Source organism: Allobosea sp. RAF48, assembly GCF_052114025.1.
Classification (GTDB): domain Bacteria; phylum Pseudomonadota; class Alphaproteobacteria; order Rhizobiales; family Beijerinckiaceae; genus Allobosea.
Window position 1 is genome coordinate 259,191 of sequence record NZ_JBFRDZ010000013.1, and the last position, 14,851, is coordinate 274,041.

12 protein-coding genes are annotated in these 14,851 nt (G+C 67.4%); 5 read left to right on the top strand and 7 right to left on the bottom strand.

Annotated elements, in window-relative coordinates; all coding sequences use genetic code 11:
* Nucleotides 1–8: 8 nt before the first annotated feature.
* Nucleotides 9–1,187 carry an acetyl-CoA C-acetyltransferase gene (locus AB4Z10_RS22620; RefSeq protein WP_441472642.1) on the bottom strand — a complete coding sequence of 393 codons (1,179 nt, stop codon included), beginning with the start codon at nt 1,185–1,187 and terminating at the stop codon, nt 9–11.
* Nucleotides 1,188–1,492: 305 nt separating this feature from the next.
* On the opposite strand from AB4Z10_RS22620, the gene phaR reads away from it, so the two are divergent.
* Entirely contained in the window at nt 1,493–2,092 is a 600-nt protein-coding gene (phaR, locus tag AB4Z10_RS22625; protein ID WP_441472643.1) for a polyhydroxyalkanoate synthesis repressor PhaR, read from the top strand.
* Between the two features lie 141 nt (nt 2,093–2,233).
* Here the strand turns inward: phaR and AB4Z10_RS22630 are convergent, their stop codons facing one another.
* The 4 genes from AB4Z10_RS22630 to mtgA form a co-directional block, all read right to left on the bottom strand.
* Complete coding sequence (locus AB4Z10_RS22630) at nt 2,234–4,036, bottom strand: mechanosensitive ion channel family protein (protein WP_441472644.1); 1,803 nt, start codon at nt 4,034–4,036, stop codon at nt 2,234–2,236.
* Nucleotides 4,037–4,874: 838 nt separating this feature from the next.
* The gene (locus AB4Z10_RS22635) at nt 4,875–6,566 is read right to left on the bottom strand and encodes an EAL domain-containing protein (RefSeq protein ID WP_441472645.1); all 1,692 of its coding nucleotides are present in this window, start codon (nt 6,564–6,566) and stop codon (nt 4,875–4,877) included.
* Between the two features lie 468 nt (nt 6,567–7,034).
* The gene (gene rpmF / locus AB4Z10_RS22640) at nt 7,035–7,220 is read right to left on the bottom strand and encodes a 50S ribosomal protein L32 (RefSeq protein WP_054143317.1); all 186 of its coding nucleotides are present in this window, start codon (nt 7,218–7,220) and stop codon (nt 7,035–7,037) included.
* Nucleotides 7,221–7,370: 150 nt separating this feature from the next.
* Nucleotides 7,371–8,039, bottom strand: a complete 669-nt coding sequence (mtgA, locus tag AB4Z10_RS22645) for a monofunctional biosynthetic peptidoglycan transglycosylase (protein ID WP_441472646.1) — start codon at nt 8,037–8,039, stop codon at nt 7,371–7,373.
* A gap of 126 nt (nt 8,040–8,165) precedes the next feature.
* Here mtgA and AB4Z10_RS22650 point away from each other — a divergent pair, with 126 nt between their 5' ends.
* Nucleotides 8,166–9,113: a polyprenyl synthetase family protein gene (locus AB4Z10_RS22650; protein WP_441472647.1), complete on the top strand. Its 948-nt coding sequence runs from the start codon at nt 8,166–8,168 to the stop codon at nt 9,111–9,113.
* 194 nt (nt 9,114–9,307) lie between these two features.
* Here the strand turns inward: AB4Z10_RS22650 and AB4Z10_RS22655 are convergent, their stop codons facing one another.
* Together AB4Z10_RS22655 and AB4Z10_RS22660 are read right to left on the bottom strand one after the other, a co-directional pair.
* On the bottom strand, nt 9,308–10,552 hold the full coding sequence (locus AB4Z10_RS22655) for a histidine kinase (RefSeq protein WP_441472648.1): 1,245 nt from the start codon (nt 10,550–10,552) through the stop codon (nt 9,308–9,310).
* A gap of 51 nt (nt 10,553–10,603) precedes the next feature.
* Complete coding sequence (locus tag AB4Z10_RS22660) at nt 10,604–11,896, bottom strand: adenylosuccinate synthase (protein ID WP_441472649.1); 1,293 nt, start codon at nt 11,894–11,896, stop codon at nt 10,604–10,606.
* A 239-nt stretch (nt 11,897–12,135) separates the two neighbouring features.
* Between AB4Z10_RS22660 and AB4Z10_RS22665 the strand changes: the two genes are divergently transcribed.
* From AB4Z10_RS22665 to AB4Z10_RS22675, 3 genes are all read left to right on the top strand, one after another.
* Nucleotides 12,136–12,789 (top strand): hypothetical protein, encoded by a 654-nt coding sequence (locus tag AB4Z10_RS22665; RefSeq protein WP_441472650.1) that lies wholly within the window; start codon nt 12,136–12,138, stop codon nt 12,787–12,789.
* Between the two features lie 140 nt (nt 12,790–12,929).
* On the top strand, nt 12,930–14,141 hold the full coding sequence (locus tag AB4Z10_RS22670) for an amidohydrolase (protein WP_441472651.1): 1,212 nt from the start codon (nt 12,930–12,932) through the stop codon (nt 14,139–14,141).
* A gap of 117 nt (nt 14,142–14,258) precedes the next feature.
* Nucleotides 14,259–14,837, top strand: a complete 579-nt coding sequence (locus AB4Z10_RS22675; RefSeq protein ID WP_441472652.1) for a tyrosine phosphatase family protein — start codon at nt 14,259–14,261, stop codon at nt 14,835–14,837.
* Nucleotides 14,838–14,851: the final 14 nt, after the last annotated feature.

A 14,851-nucleotide genomic window follows, 5' to 3' on the forward strand; every position in this document is an offset into this window, starting at 1 on the left:
CGCTCTCCTCAGCGCTCCACGGCCATGGCGACGCCCATGCCGCCGCCGATGCAGAGCGTGGCGAGGCCCTTCTTGGCGTCGCGCCTGGCCATCTCGTGCAGCAGCGTCACCAGCACGCGCGCGCCGGAGGCGCCGATCGGATGACCGATCGCGATGGCGCCGCCATTGACGTTGACGATGTCCGGGTTCCAGCCGAGGTCCTTGTTGACCGCCAGGGCCTGCGCCGCGAAGGCCTCGTTGGCCTCGACGAGATCGAGGTCGCCGACCTTCCAGCCGGCCTTCTCCAGCGCCTTGCGCGTCGAGGGGATCGGGCCGGTGCCCATGATCGCGGGGTCGACGCCGGCGGTCGCCCAGGAGGCGATGCGCGCAAGCGGGGTGAGGCCGCGGCGGGCCGCTTCCTTGGCGGTCATGATGACGAGCGCGGCGGCGCCGTCATTGATGCCGGAGGCGTTGCCGGCGGTCACCGTGCCGTCCTTGGAGAAGGCGGGCTTCAGCTTGGCCATGGCCTCGAGCGTGGCGCCGTGGCGCGGATACTCGTCACTGTCGACGATGATGTCGCCCTTGCGCGTCGAGATGGTGAACGGGACGATCTCGTCCTTGAACCTGCCGGCCTTCTGCGCGGCCTCGGCCTTGTTCTGCGAGCCGACGGCGAAGCGGTCCTGCTCCTCGCGGCTGATCTGGTACTTGGTCGCGACGTTCTCGGCGGTCGTGCCCATGTGGTAGCCGTGGAAGGCGTCCCAGAGCCCGTCCTTGATCATGGTGTCGACGAACTTGGTGTCGCCCATCTTGGTGCCGTTGCGCAGGTGGGAGGCGTGCGGGGCAAGCGACATCGATTCCATGCCGCCCGCGACGATGATGTCCGCGTCACCGTTGGCGATCTGCTGGAGACCGATGGCGACGGTGCGCAGGCCCGAGCCGCAGAGCTGGTTGAGGCCCCAGGCGGTCTTTTCCTGCGGGATGCCGGCGGCCATCGCGGCCTGCCGCGCCGGGTTCTGGCCCTGGCCGGCGGCGAGCACCTGGCCCAGCACGACCTCGTCGACCTCGCCGCCCTCGACCTTGGCGCGCCTCAGCGCCTCCTTGATCGCGGCGGCGCCGAGCTCATGGGCGGGCGTGTTGGCGAAAGCGCCGTTGAAAGCGCCGACGGCGGTACGGGCCGCGCCGACGATCACGATATCCGAATCTGCCATGAGAGGGTCCTCACTTGTTGTTGCTGCTGCACCGCTCTCGCCGGTGCACCATTCCCCACCACCTTCGAAGCCTGCTGCGACGCCGTCAAGACGGGCGAAGGGCGAATCCGAAACAGAGGGCCGATGTGCCGCGGTGTGGGCAAGGGAGAAAGCGGCGGCCGGCGCCTCACTTCCGACAGATTTTTGCGGCGGGCGCTCAAAGAGCTTGCGGTGCAGCACCGACAGGCTATCGTCGGGTCAGGGAGACCGCTCCGCCGAGCACGCCGGAATCAACCGTGGCCGCGGAACAACGTCAAGTAGGACCGATGGCTAGCGAAAAAGAACCGACCGTAATCAAGAAATACGCCAACCGGCGTCTTTACCACACGGGTACCAGCTCCTACGTCACCTTGGAGGATCTTGCCGGTCTGGTGCGTGCGGGCGAGGATTTCGCCGTCTACGACGCCAAATCCGGGGAGGACATTACGCGATCGGTGCTGGCGCAGATCATCTTCGACGAGGAAGCCAAGGACGGGCAGAACCTGCTGCCGATCGCTTTCCTGCGGCAGCTCATCCGCTTCTATGGCGACAGCATGCAGGCGCTGGTGCCGCGCTACCTCGAATTCTCGATGGAGAATTTCACCCAGGAGCAGAACAAGTACCGCGAGCAGATGGCGAAGGCCTTCGGCGGCACGGCCTTCGGCGGCAATGCGCTCGACGCCATCCAGGCGCAGACGCGCGCTAACATGCAGATTTTCACCGAGGCGTTCCGGCTGTTCAACCCGTTCACCGCCGCGGCCCAGGCCCGCCAGGAGGCCGAAGGCGCCAAGCCGGCGGCCCAGCCCGGGGGGAACGAGATCACCGATCTCAAGCGCGAGCTCAATGAGATGCGCGAGCGCCTCGACAAGCTGTCCCGCACGCGCTGAGCCGATCCTGACGATTTTGAGCCGCGCCCTCGCTGGAGAGGGCGCGGCTTTTTATTGGGTCATGGGGGAATGCGGCGAGTGTCTCGGTTCGATCGGGAGCGGACATTTGCTGCCCGCTCGACGCTTTGAGATAGCCGAACGTCAGCCACCCATCTGCGGCACGTGAAGCGGCTTGGGCACCAGTTTGATATCGTTCTCCGCCAGCGTGATCCGGACCTTGGAAAGGATCGCCTTGCGGATCTGGAATTGACGTCCGGCCCGGGCCTTGTACTTGCCGCGGATCACCAGAGTGCCTTCCTCGAGCGCGGCAATGCCCTGGCTCTTGAACGGCTCCAGGAGATCGGCGTTGAGTTCCGGATCCGCCGCGACCTCCTGCCCGATCTTCTTGAACAGCTTTCGCACGGCTTCGACATCGGTGTCCAAAGCAACCCGGAACAGCATCTTCTCTATGACCCATTCGCGGCTGAAGTTCTGAATCTTCCCGATCTGCCCAAAGGGGATTGTCGCAACCGGACCGCGCGGGTGCCTCAAGGAGACGGATCGCAACGAGATTCGCTCGACGGTGCCCTTGGCTCCCGAAGTCTCGATGTATTCGCCGTGGCGGAAGGCATCATCGACGAGGAAGAACAGACCGGCCACCACATCCTTGACCAGTGTCTGGGAGCCGAGGCCAATCGCCAGGCCGAAGATCGAGAGGCCGGTGATCAGCGGCCAGACATTGATGCCCAGCATGACCAAGACGGTCAGAGCCCCCAGCGTCAGAAGCGCGGCCTTGGTGAGACCCACGAGCAGCGGGCCGACGGTGGTTAGCCGCGTACCGACCACCGCGGTGGCGACCTGCGGATCGCCCGGAGCACGAGGTCTGATGCGCGCGGCCATGATGGCCACCCAGTTCCAGCAGAAGGCAATGACCAGCACGAGCATGAGAATCTCGGCGGCCTTCAGCAAGACAGTGCCCCGCGAAATGCCGACGACATCCAGAATGGGCAGGAGCCAGAGGATCGCCAGTACCGCGAGAATCGACGAGGCGACCACAATGCGGAAAGTGCGCCACAGCGCGCCTGTCAGTTCGCCTCCCTGCGATCGAACCGCCTGCCAGCTTCGTCTTTCGATGGCCACGTCGAGATGAGGCCCGGCGAGAACGAGAAGAAGCGAAAGCAGCAGCAGTCCGCCCCGCGTCGGCCGTCCGATCGTCAAGTCCAGTTGGATGAAGACGAAGGCGAGTATGACAACCGCCACCACGAGCCAGGGCCAGATTGCGGCCAGCTTCCGGCGGAGGGATCCTGCCTTGCTGCCGAAGGACAGGGTCCTCGTCACCAGCCGGCGATGACGAAGATATGCCGTTGCGACCAGAACGGTGAAAGGCAAAGACACCGCGAATGTTGCGAAGAGGTCGCGCAGCGGATCGGCCGCCTGCCATACGCGCAGGCACGCCAGTACGACCAAGCCGCCAGCCGCGATGCCGATCGCGACCGCGAGATCGCGCCGCCAGCGCCAGAAGATCGACCTGCGACCAGTGGTCAACGGCAAGCATATCATCGTCGCCATGGCCGAGATCACGACGCAGTTCAGCAAGGCGCGGCGGAGCACTGAATCGCTGATGAGACTCAGCAGCAGGACCCAGGACGCGAGTATCACCAGCAAGGCGGCCGCGAACCAGGTGATCGCAGACAGAAGCGGCCTGGCCTTGAATTTGCTGATGATCGATCTGGCGACCGCTGCCGTTGCAACAGTGGCAACCAGGCAAATCGCTGCAATGCCGAGAGCCAGCAATGCGGGACCATAACCAGCGGCTTTGAGTCCTTGGATGAAATCGTGCCATGCGCCACCAGAAGAGAACCAGCCTGACAGTCTTGCCGTCAGGCCGTTCTCGATCAGCATGGAGAAACGGTGGAGCATCGCGGTTGCAACCTCGAGCTCGTCAGTCCTTGAATCGGCAGCCATGATCTCAGTCTCGGGTATAAGTGGACGACATTAGTCTGTCCGCGCTCAACGGTTGTTCAGCAAGGAGAATGTTTTGGACGCCATGCACCGGAGGGGCGCCCGTTTCTGCCCGGATGAAGCTGCGGCCTCGGCGGCGTAACCCGAGACTGGGCCTGCTTCCTCGGTCTTCGCTGCACTCAGACATCGCCGGCGACCGAGGCGCTCGGTTCGGACGCGAGGACGGGAGCCGGCGGCACGGCGGGCAGCGGACGACCGGAGGCCCGGGCAAGCAGGTGCAATGATGCCGAAACCAATCCAACAACGAGATAGCGCACTGCTGCCCCTTGGAATTTCCCGCCCACAGCGCCCCCCCCGCGAAGGCGTGTGCCCCGACAGCCTGAGCAACAATCCGAGAGGCGGAGCGATCGAGAAAGCCGTCTCTTCACCCGGCTGATCGGTCTCCGACCAGTGGGCGAACTTCTGCGACCATTGCCAGCATAGGCGACCGCCTGTCTTGCCATTTCGCGACAATCGCGACCGGCTTTTCTCGAATCCCACCGGTTACGAATCCACCGACGGTCGGCCTTTTGAAAAGCGGCAACGACAAACCTGCTGGTGCAGGCTCCTGCATCTGAAACGCGGCTCGTTTGAATGCGTTTCGCCTGGAATTGTCCGTGGATCAGGTGACCGGCGCCGCCCCCGACGTGGCGGCTGCAAGGGCGAACGTCCAAGTGCTCACAAGCGCCCAATCAGTCGCGCCGCTTCAGGTATCAGAAGCGGACATGGCGGCGGTCCAGATCGGGTCGCAAGCGGTCATCGAGCCGCGACGCGCTGGAGCGTGCTCGAACCGGCGGCCGCCTTAGCCCGCCGCGATCTTCCGGCGCGCCTCCTGAACCGGCACATGCAGCTCGGCGCGGCCGACGAGATGTCCCTGCAGATAGGTGACGCCCCAGTCGCGCAGCATGGCGGCCTGCATCTCGTCGTCGACCCACTCCGCCACCGTCTCGACGCCGAGATGGCCGGCGAGATCGATGAGCGTGCGGACATAGAAGCGGTCGTCGGTCGAACGGCGCAGATTCTGGGTGAAGGCCCCGTCGATCTTCAGGATGTCGATCGGGAAGGCGCGCAGATGGCGCAGCGAGGTGTGGCCGGCGCCGAAATCGTCGATCGCGATACGCGCGCCTTGCGCCTTTATGCCCCCGAGCAGCTTCGCGACCCGCATGGGGTTCTCGATCGTCGCGGTCTCCGTGACCTCGACGATGAGGCGTGAGGTCTCGCTGCTGGCGGCGGCCGTGCGGGCCACGAAGGCATCGAACCATTCCGGATCGGTCAGCGAGCGGGGAGAGACGTTGACCGACAGCACCAGAGCGGGGTCGTCGCGCAGCATTTCCATGGCGAGCTCGAGCACGCGATGGTCGAAGAGCCGCACGAGGCCGCGCCGCTCCAGCATGGGGATCAGCTCGGCCGAGGAGAAGTAGAGCCCGGTCTCGCCCTGGCCGACCCGCAGCAGCGCCTCGTGGAAGGCGGGTTCGCGCGAGCCGGCCCTGACCACGGGCTGCAGGGCGAGCTGCACGCGCCTCTCGTTCAAGGCCGCGATGGCCTGCACGTCGAAACCGACCTGATCGGACGCGGCTTCGCGGCGGGGGCGCGGCTTGGCGGTGACGGCGGTGTCGATGGCGCCGGCGCGGGCCGCGGCCAGAGCGCCCTCGGCTGCGGTCAGCAGCGAGCCGGCATGGGTTCCCAGCTCCGGCGCGCTGGCGGCGCCGACGCGCAGACGCACGAGCGCAATGCCGCGCGCGGTCTCGATCGCCGATTGGGCAACGATCTTGATGAAGCGCCGCGCGGCCGATTCGATCTGGTCCTGCGGGCAGCCCACGAGCAGGATGGCGAAGCTGTTGCCGGCATAGCGGACGAGATGGTCCCGACGGCGCGTGACCGAGCGCAGCCGCTCATGCACGGTGCTGATGATCTCGTCGGTCGCCTCATGGCCGAAATCGTCATTGAGGCGCGCGAGCTCGTCGATCGCCGCCACCAGGATCACGACGGGGCGTTCGGCCGGCGGATGCTCCTTGAGCGCCGCGTCGATGCGCTCCAGCAGGGCGGGGCGGTCGCAGAGTTCGTTRCCGAGGCGTTCAAGCTCGTCCGCCCGTGCGGCGCGCTCGAGCCTGAGGATGCCGTGCGCGCGCGCCGGGCGGCCATCGGTCCCGGCGAACCAGCGGCCGGTATCCTCGGCCCACATCTTGCGGCCGGCGAGGTCGACGGCATAGCGGGTCCGATAGATCACGCCGTCGCCTTGGTCACGCTCGCTCGAGCCGAAGATCGCATCGTAGCGGCTCGGACCGCTGCCGGGTTCGACGAGCCCGGCGAAGGCGAGGCCGCGTGCCAGGGTCTGTGCCGGGAGCGGGCCCAGGACCTCGCCGACATTCGGGCCCCAGGTGAGCGTGTCGCTCTGGACATCCCAGCCGTAAACCACTTCGCCGATCGAGGAGAGGATGCTGCGGGGGTCGACCGGGCCGCCGTTCTGGAAGCTGAAGATCGAAGGGGTGGGCATCGCTCGGCCTCAGAGGGATGGCCACGCAGCGCCGTTCTGGTGCTTCGTCGCCCGTCCGGATGGTGGGAAGTGCCTCGAAACGATGCGGCAATTTTGATTAACGCGCCGTTAAGGCTGGCCACCGGATTGCAACCTGCACGCCGTCACATCGAGTTTGTGCCGGAGTGAGACATGGTGGAGGCCGGAGTTTGGCCGGGGCGGGATGCTGCTCCCGTCGAGGCATCTGCGCTGCTGCTGCTGCAGGCGGCGGCGGCCCGGGCCGAGATCGGCCCTTTCGCGCGGAAGGCGATCACCACGCCGCAATCGGCTGCGGGGTGCTACCGGGCGGCGGCGCAGCTTCTGCCGAGGGGCAGGTGGCCGCGGCCTCGCTCGCGCCCCCGGGCCTGACGGAAAGCGCGCAAAGAAAAACCGGCCTCGCGGCCGGTTCGCATTTATCGTCGCTGGAGCGGCATCGCTGCCGCATCCCGCTCAGGCTTCGGTCTTGACCTTGAGGACCTGACGGCCGCGATACATGCCGCTCTTCAGATCGACATGGTGCGGACGGCGCAGCTCGCCCGAGTTCTTGTCCTCGATATAGGTGGGCTGCTTCAGCGCGTCGGCCGACCGGCGCATGCCACGCTTCGACGGCGACGTCTTTCTCTTCGGAACGGCCATTGTACTCTCCATCGTGCCGCCGTTCGAACGCAGGCCATAAGGCCACGCCTCCGCCACGGCGACGGATCAATCTCGTGAGGCGTTGCCCATACACCGTCGTGGCGGCGATGGCTAGAGCGGAATCCGGATTTCTTCGGAATGACGGCGAGATCAGTCGGGAAGCGCGCAATCTCCGAGCGATCCGAGCTGCCCGAGCCGGCGCTGGGTGCGCGCGGCGGCCGATTGCAGTCCCCGGTTCGGCCGCCCCGGATCGCGCAGCAGGGGATTCGGCAGCGCTGCCGCCAGCCGCGCCGCTTCCGCCGGACTGAGTCGCGCGGCGGACTTGCCGAAATAGCGCTGAGCGGCGGCCTCGGCGCCGAACAGGCCGTGGCCCCACTCGGCGACGTTGAGATAGACCTCGATCACGCGCTGCTTGCCCCAGGCGAAGTCGATCGCCAGCGCCAGCGGAATCTCCAGCCCCTTGCGGATATAGGAGCGGCCGGGCCAGAGGAAGACGTTCTTGGCGGTCTGCATGGTCAGCGTCGAGGCGCCGCGGCTGGGGCCGTCCTCGTCGTCCAGCACCGCGTTGAGCTCAATCCAGTCGACGCCGCGATGGCTGCAGAAGCGCTGGTCCTCGGCCGCGATGACGGCGCGGATCAGATTGGGCGAGATCTGCGCCAGCGGCACCCATTCACGCTCGACAGGGCGCAGCGTCAGCCAGCGGGCGAGCATGAGCGTCGAAGGTACGGGCACGACCCGGTAAAGCAGGATTGCCACGGCGAGGAGGAGAAGCAGCCAGCAGGCGAGCCTGACACAGAGGCCGATGAACCTGCCCAGCACGTTGCTTCGCCCTCCTCGTCGGTCGATTGGCCGATCCGTGATGTCCTGCGTCATGGCGGCGCAGCTTGACGATGCCGCCATCGTCCGGCAAGGCCCCCGTCCCGGCAGCGAACGCGAGATCCGCGCATGAGTTCCGTCACCACTCCGGCCAGCCATGGCGATCTCGACCGGCGCCTCGCGCAGAATGCCGAGGCCATCGAGACGCTGCTCGCGGCGCTGCTCGCGTCCGAGCCGGCCCAAGGCGAGATCGCCCGGCCGCAGCGCCTCGTTGCGGCGATGCGTCACGGCGCGCTCGGCGGCGGCAAGCGGCTGCGGCCGTTCCTGACGGTCGAGACGGCACGGCTCCTTGGCGCCGCGCCGGAGCACGGATTGCGGGCGGGCGCGGCCGTCGAGCTGCTGCACTGCTATTCGCTGGTCCATGACGACCTGCCGGCGATGGACGACGACGATCTGCGCCGCGGCCGCCCGACTGTGCACAAGGCCTTCGACGAAGCGACCGCGATCCTCGCAGGGGACGCGCTGCTGACGCTGGCCTTCGAGGTTCTCGCCGACGCGGCGACCCATCCCGACGGCGCCGTGCGAGCCGCGCTGGTGAGCACGCTGGCGCGTGCCTCCGGGCTCGGCGGCATGGTCGGCGGCCAGATGCTCGACCTCGCAGCCGAGGGGCGTTTCGAGGCGCAGCGTGGCTCGCTTTCGGAGGCGGCAATCCGCCAGCTCCAGGCGATGAAGACCGGCGCCTTGCTGGCGGCAAGCGTCGAGATCGGTGCGCGGCTGGGCGGCGCCGATGCCGAGGCGCTCGCCGCGCTCGGTCAATATGGCCGGGCGCTCGGCGCGACTTTTCAGGTCGCCGACGACATCCTCGATGTCGAATCCGACGCCGGCCAGATGGGCAAGGCGACGGCGAAGGACGAGGACAAGGGCAAGGCGACGCTGATCGGCGCGCTCGGCCTCGACGGCGCCAAGCGCGAGCGCGACCGGCTGAGCGAGGCGGCAGTGGCCGCGCTGGCGGGTTTTGGCCCGGAGGCGGATGTGCTCCGCGCGGCCGCGCAATTCGCGGCGCAGCGGAAGAGCTGAACGTCTCCCAGCAATCTGAAGAAAGCGCCGGGATGCTTGCCCTTATGGCGAGCATCCACGTCTCGAACACCGCGCTCGATTCAGGAAGGCATGCATGGTCGGGACAAGCCCGACCATGACGGAAGCGTCCTAGTCACCGATCCCAGAGACAGATCTCCGGCCGGCCCTGAGACCGACGGCGGTTCGTGCTTCGCCTACCGCCAGCGGCCGAAGGCGTCGGCGAGGGTCTGGCTGCCGGAGACGCCCTTCTCGAAGGTGATGATGCCGCGCCGGCCGGAGGTGAACAGCACGGGGATATCGATCCAGCTGCGGTTCAGGATCAGGTCGATGTTGCGCTCGACCTCGACGGGCACGTTCGACAGCGCGGCGACGAAGAGGTTGTCCCCCAGTGCCGAGTTGATGGCCGAGAGCGGCGCGCCGCGCTCGCCTTCCTCGGTCTTGAACTGCGGCACGCCGATTTCCTTGATCGCCTGCGTCGCGGGGTCGCCGCTCGCGGTGAAGCGCAGCCCGATGATGTGCGAGGCGGGGAAGGCGGAATCCGTGTTGCGGCGGATGGTGAAGTCGAGATTGAGCCCGGCATCGGGAATCTCGACGGTCGCGCGCACGATCGTCTCGACCGGGCGGCCCTGGCCGGCGCTCTCGCTGTCGAGGCGCCAGAAGACGCGGCCGGTGACGGCGCGCGGCTGCTGCGGGTTCTCGGGAGACTCGGTGTAGAGGATGGCGCGCTGGGCGACGGCGATCGCGCCGCCCGGCTGCGGCACCGGGACGCCCGGGGAATTGCTCGCGGTATTGCCGCCGGTCCGGCCCTGGGCCGGAGCGCCGGGCTCGCCCACGCGGTCGGCGATCTTGCCGTTGCCCTCGGGCTGCGCCGGCTGTGCCTGCTGGGTCGCTGCCTCGCCGTTCGGGCGGGCCGCGTCCTGCGGCTTTAGCTTGTGGACATAGATGGCGGTGGCCGCGATCGCCGCGACCGCGATCGCGACGACACCGCCGACGACGGCGGAGCGGATATGGCCGGGCTTCACCCGCGATTCGCGCGGCGGCTGAACGCGTGGGCGGGCGACCTGCGGCTGGGCCGGCTCGGGCAGCGGCTCGCCTTCGTCCTCGCCAGTGGCCGCGGGAAGCGGCGCGAATGCCGGCTGCTTCTTGGGCTCGGGCGGGCGCGGCGGCTGCGGGGGAGCCTCGATGGGGCGAATCACCGGACCTTCGGTGACCGGCTGCTCGGCCGGTGCCACCTCGTAATCCGCCTCGATCCGCGCGACCGCCTCGTCGAGCGCCAGGCGCTCGCGCATGATCTCGGCCTCGCTCAGCGGCGGGTCGAGACCACGCAGCTGTGCGACGAGGGCCGTCCGCGCCCGGTCGTAGATGGAGCGGCGCGTCTCGGCAGAGTTGTCGGGCAGCCCGGCGACGGCACGCGCCAGGATCGGGTAGAAATCGGCCATTGGCCTCACTTGTCGCTGATGACGGGCCGCGTCAACCCTCGAAGGGCAAGGTCACCCTTCGAACGGATTGTGGACGAGGATCGTGTCGTCGCGCTCCGGGCTGGTCGAAAGCACGGCGACGGTGGCGCCGATCAGCTCCTCGATGCGGCGGACATATTTGATCGCCTGCGCCGGAAGATCGGCCCAGGAGCGGGCGTTGGCGGTCGAGCCATCCCAGCCTTCGATGGTCTCGTAGATCGGCTCGACGCGGGCCTGGTCGGCCTGGCCGGCCGGCAGGTGTTCGAGGATCTGCCCGTCGAGCTTGTAGCCGACGCAGACCTTGATCTCCTTGAAGCCGTCGAGAATGTCGAGCTTGGTCAGGGCGATGCCGTCGATGCCGGAGGTCTTGACCGTCTGGCGCACCAGGCAAGCGTCGAACCAGCCGCAGCGCCGCTTGCGGCCGGTGACGACGCCGAACTCCTTGCCCTTCTGGCCAATCAGTTCGCCGATCTCGTCGAAGAGCTCGGTCGGGAAGGGGCCTTCGCCGACGCGGGTCGTATAGGCCTTGGCGATGCCGAGCACATAGCCGACGGCGGAGGGGCCGAGACCCGAGCCGGTTGCGGCCTGGCCGGCGACGATGTTCGAGGAGGTGACGAAGGGATAGGTGCCGTGGTCGACGTCGAGCAGCGCGCCCTGAGCGCCTTCGAACAGGATGCGCTTGCCGGCGCGGCGCTGCGCATCGAGCAGTGCCCAGACCGTGTCGGCATAGGGCAGCACCTCGGTGGCGATCGCCTTGAGCTGGGTCAGCAGCTCCTTGGCGTCGACCTCGCCGATGCCCAGCCCGCGGCGCAGCGCGTTGTGATGGGCCAGCAGCCGCTCGATCTTGGCTTCGAGCAGCGCAGGATCCTTGAGGTCGATGACGCGGATGGCGCGGCGGCCGACCTTGTCCTCATAGGCCGGGCCGATGCCGCGCTTGGTCGTGCCGATCTTCATGCCGGCATTCGAGGTCTCGCGGAAATGGTCGAGCTCGCGGTGCAGCGGCAGGATCAGCGTGGCGTTGTCGGCGATGCGAAGGTTATCCGGCGAGATCGCGACGCCCTGGGCGCGCAGCCGGCCGATCTCCTCGACGAGATGCCAGGGATCGACGACGACGCCGTTGCCGATGACCGAGAGCTTGCCCGGACGGACGATGCCGGAGGGCAGCAGCGAGAGCTTGTAGGTGACCCCGTCGATGACGAGGGTATGGCCGGCATTATGGCCGCCCTGGAACCTGACCACGACATCGGCTTGGCTCGACAGCCAGTCGACGATCTTGCCCTTGCCCTCGTCGCCCCACTGGGCGCCGACCACCACAACATTCGCCATGAGCGATGTGTCCCTGCTGTTGTACCGCGTTGCCTGTGCAAGCGGCCCGCGCAAATGCAAAACCCCGGCGCAAGGCCGGGGTTTCGGGGCAGGTCCTTGCAAGCCCTCATGGGCCAATAGGGCGCGCAGGTCAAGTTTTTCGGCATGTGCCCGATGAGGCCCGCCGGGGCGAAATGGTTAGGACCGGTGCCGATCCACCCGGCCTTGCTGCGGGAATACCGTTCTGCGACAAGGCCGCGATGGCTGTTCAGATCCAAGACAGAGGCTGCCCGGCAAAGGCCTGGTCCCTGCCACTCGCCCTCGCCGCGATGCTTGGAGTTTCGCCAGGGCGTTCGCAGGAGATTCCCGACCCGGCTTTCCTGGAGCGCATGGGCGACCACGCGCTGACGATACGGATGCAGGTCGAGTTCGCCGAGGCGGTGACCCGTTCGAAGCCCGGCGTGGTGAAGGCAATGGCGGCCAGAATTCGCGCTGAGGACGGTCCCCATATCGCAGCCTTGAGAGACCGCTTCCTGCGCGATGCCGCCGGTCCTCCCGGCCAGACCATCGCGCTCAGGCTCAATGCTTGTCAGCTTGCCGGGATCGCGCTGCGATCCATGATCGTCGAAACCGGGGCAGGGACCGCCAAGGCCGTCGTCAGGGCAGGCACGATCATGGTCGACGGGACGCTGGCCGACACTGATTTCGAAGACAATTTCCGGCGCTGCCAGATGATCAACAGGGTCGAGCGTCGGCAGCCGCTGATCCAGACGGATTGCCTGCAGACGGGCCGCGATTGCCCGGATGATCCCGATCAGCCGATGATCGACGCGCGGACCGAGCAGGCTGTCGAGCACGCCGGTGGACGGATCAGGGAATCACGAGAGAAGTCTGCACCCGCGAAGAAGGATTGAGGTTGCGGAGCCGGTTTCATTCGCAGGCCAGTCTGCTGCGGCATGGTCGATCTGTAGCATTTGCACGGTCATGCTGCCGCAATCGGGCGTAATAGCTGGGTCGGGCGTCACAGCCCGCAGGAGAGGGGATTTCATCGATCATGACCAAGCTCGACGACTGGCTCGGCCAACACCATGCCGCGTTCACGGCGATCCGCCGCGACATCCACGCCCATCCCGAACTCGGCCTGGAAGAGGTGCGCACCGCCAAGCTCGTCGCCGACAAGCTGCGCGAATGGGGCGTCGAGGTCACGGAGGCGGTCGGCAAGACCGGTGTCGTCGGCGTCATCCGCGGCACCCAGCCGGGCGAACGCGCCATCGGCCTGCGCGCCGACATGGACTGCCTGGCGCTGGAGGAGACCACCAACCTTCCCTATTCCTCGCGCAATCACGGCCGGATGCATGCCTGCGGCCATGACGGGCACACCACGATGCTGCTCGCGGCCGCGCAGTACCTCGCCGAGAACCGGGATTTCGCCGGCACCGTAAACCTGATCTTCCAGCCGGCCGAGGAAGGCCGCGGTGGCGCCAACGCCATGCTGGCGGATGGGCTGTTCGATCGCTTCCCCTGCGATGCGATCTATGGGCTGCACAACACGCCGGGGATGCCGGCCTCCAGCTTCGGCACCACCGTCGGCCCGTTCCTCGCGGCGGCGGATTCATGGAAGGTCACCTTCCATGGTCTCGGCGGCCATGGCGGTTCGCAGCCGCATCGCTCCACCGACATCACCTATGCGCAGGCGCATTTCGTGCTCGGCCTGCAGGGCATCGTCGGCCGAAACGTCGCGCCCCTCGACACGGCCGTGATCAGCGTCGGCTATATCCATGGCGGTGACGTCAACGCCTCGAACGTCATCCCTTCCGAACTCGTCATCGGCGGCACGGCGCGGACCTATTCGCAGGAGGTGCGCGACACCGTCGAGCGGCGCATCGCCGAACTCGCGGCGGCGACGGCGCAGGCCTGGGGCTGCAGGGCCGAAGCCCATTACCATCGCGGCACGAGCCCGCTGGTCAACGAGGCCGAGCAGGTCCGGGTCGCGGTTGCGGCGGCGAGCGCCGCGGTCGGGGCCGAGCATGTCAACGGCCAGCTGCGGCCGGGCACCGGCGGCGAGGACTTCGCCGAGATGATGCTGGTGCGGCCGGGCGCCTTCATGCGCATCGGCAACGGCGTCAATCCCGACGGCTCCTTCGTCGGCCTGCATACGCCGCTCTACGACTTCAACGACGCGATCATTCCGGACGGCGTGCGCTACTGGGTCGGCCTCGTCGACCAGGAGCTCGGCCAGGGCCTGCGGGCGATCGCGGCCGAGTGAACGAAGACAGATAGGGCGTCATTCTCGGGCGAAGCGGAGCGCAGACCCGGGAATCTCTTGAAGGAGATGTTCGGGCCGCGCCCGAGCATGGCGCCCGTCCTATCGCGGAGGCGTGCCATGAAGACCCTGACCATCTCGACCCTGACGATCTGCGGCATCGAGGAGCTGCCGGGCAACAGCGCCCGCGAGGTGACGCATGTGCTCTCGGTGCTCGATCCCGACCGTGCCGAGATCGAGGCATTCGGCGCCTATGGCGAGCACCATCGCGTGACGCTGCGCTTCCATGACATCATCGATCCGCGCCCCGGCCAGATCATGCCGGCGCCGGAGCATGTCGGCGAGGTCCTGCGCTTTGGCGAGGGCCTGCGCGAAACCGCCGCGGGGCGCGTGAAGGGCCATCTGCTGGTGCATTGCCATATGGGGGTCTCGCGCTCGACAGCGGCGATGCTGACCCTGATGGCGCAGGCCGATCCGGCCGAGGGCGAGGATGCGCTGTTCGAAAGGCTGCGCGAAATCCGTCCGCAGGCCTGGCCGAACTCGGTGATGGTCGGTTTCGCCGACGAGCAGCTCGGCCGCGACGGGCGACTGACCGAGGCGCTCCGCCGGCATTATGCCCACCAGCTCAAGATCCAGCCGAAGTACCGGAGCTGGATGGCCGAACTCGGCCGCGGGCGGGAAGTGGAGATGGCGGTCTGAGACAGGACGCCGTC

Bases quoted from the DNA above. Each gene is read 5' to 3' on its own strand.
- AB4Z10_RS22675 (WP_441472652.1), top strand. From the start codon at position 14,259: ATGAAGACCCTGACCATCTCGACCCTGACGATCTGCGGCATCGAGGAG.
- AB4Z10_RS22665 (WP_441472650.1), top strand. From the start codon at position 12,136: ATGGCTGTTCAGATCCAAGACAGAGGCTGCCCGGCAAAGGCCTGGTCC.
- AB4Z10_RS22630 (WP_441472644.1), bottom strand. From the start codon at position 4,036: ATGGCTGCCGATTCAAGGACTGACGAGCTCGAGGTTGCAACCGCGATG.
- AB4Z10_RS22670 (WP_441472651.1), top strand. From the start codon at position 12,930: ATGACCAAGCTCGACGACTGGCTCGGCCAACACCATGCCGCGTTCACG.
- AB4Z10_RS22620 (WP_441472642.1), bottom strand. From the start codon at position 1,187: ATGGCAGATTCGGATATCGTGATCGTCGGCGCGGCCCGTACCGCCGTC.
- AB4Z10_RS22650 (WP_441472647.1), top strand. From the start codon at position 8,166: ATGAGTTCCGTCACCACTCCGGCCAGCCATGGCGATCTCGACCGGCGC.
- rpmF (WP_054143317.1), bottom strand. From the start codon at position 7,220: ATGGCCGTTCCGAAGAGAAAGACGTCGCCGTCGAAGCGTGGCATGCGC.
- AB4Z10_RS22655 (WP_441472648.1), bottom strand. From the start codon at position 10,552: ATGGCCGATTTCTACCCGATCCTGGCGCGTGCCGTCGCCGGGCTGCCC.
- phaR (WP_441472643.1), top strand. From the start codon at position 1,493: ATGGCTAGCGAAAAAGAACCGACCGTAATCAAGAAATACGCCAACCGG.
- AB4Z10_RS22660 (WP_441472649.1), bottom strand. From the start codon at position 11,896: ATGGCGAATGTTGTGGTGGTCGGCGCCCAGTGGGGCGACGAGGGCAAG.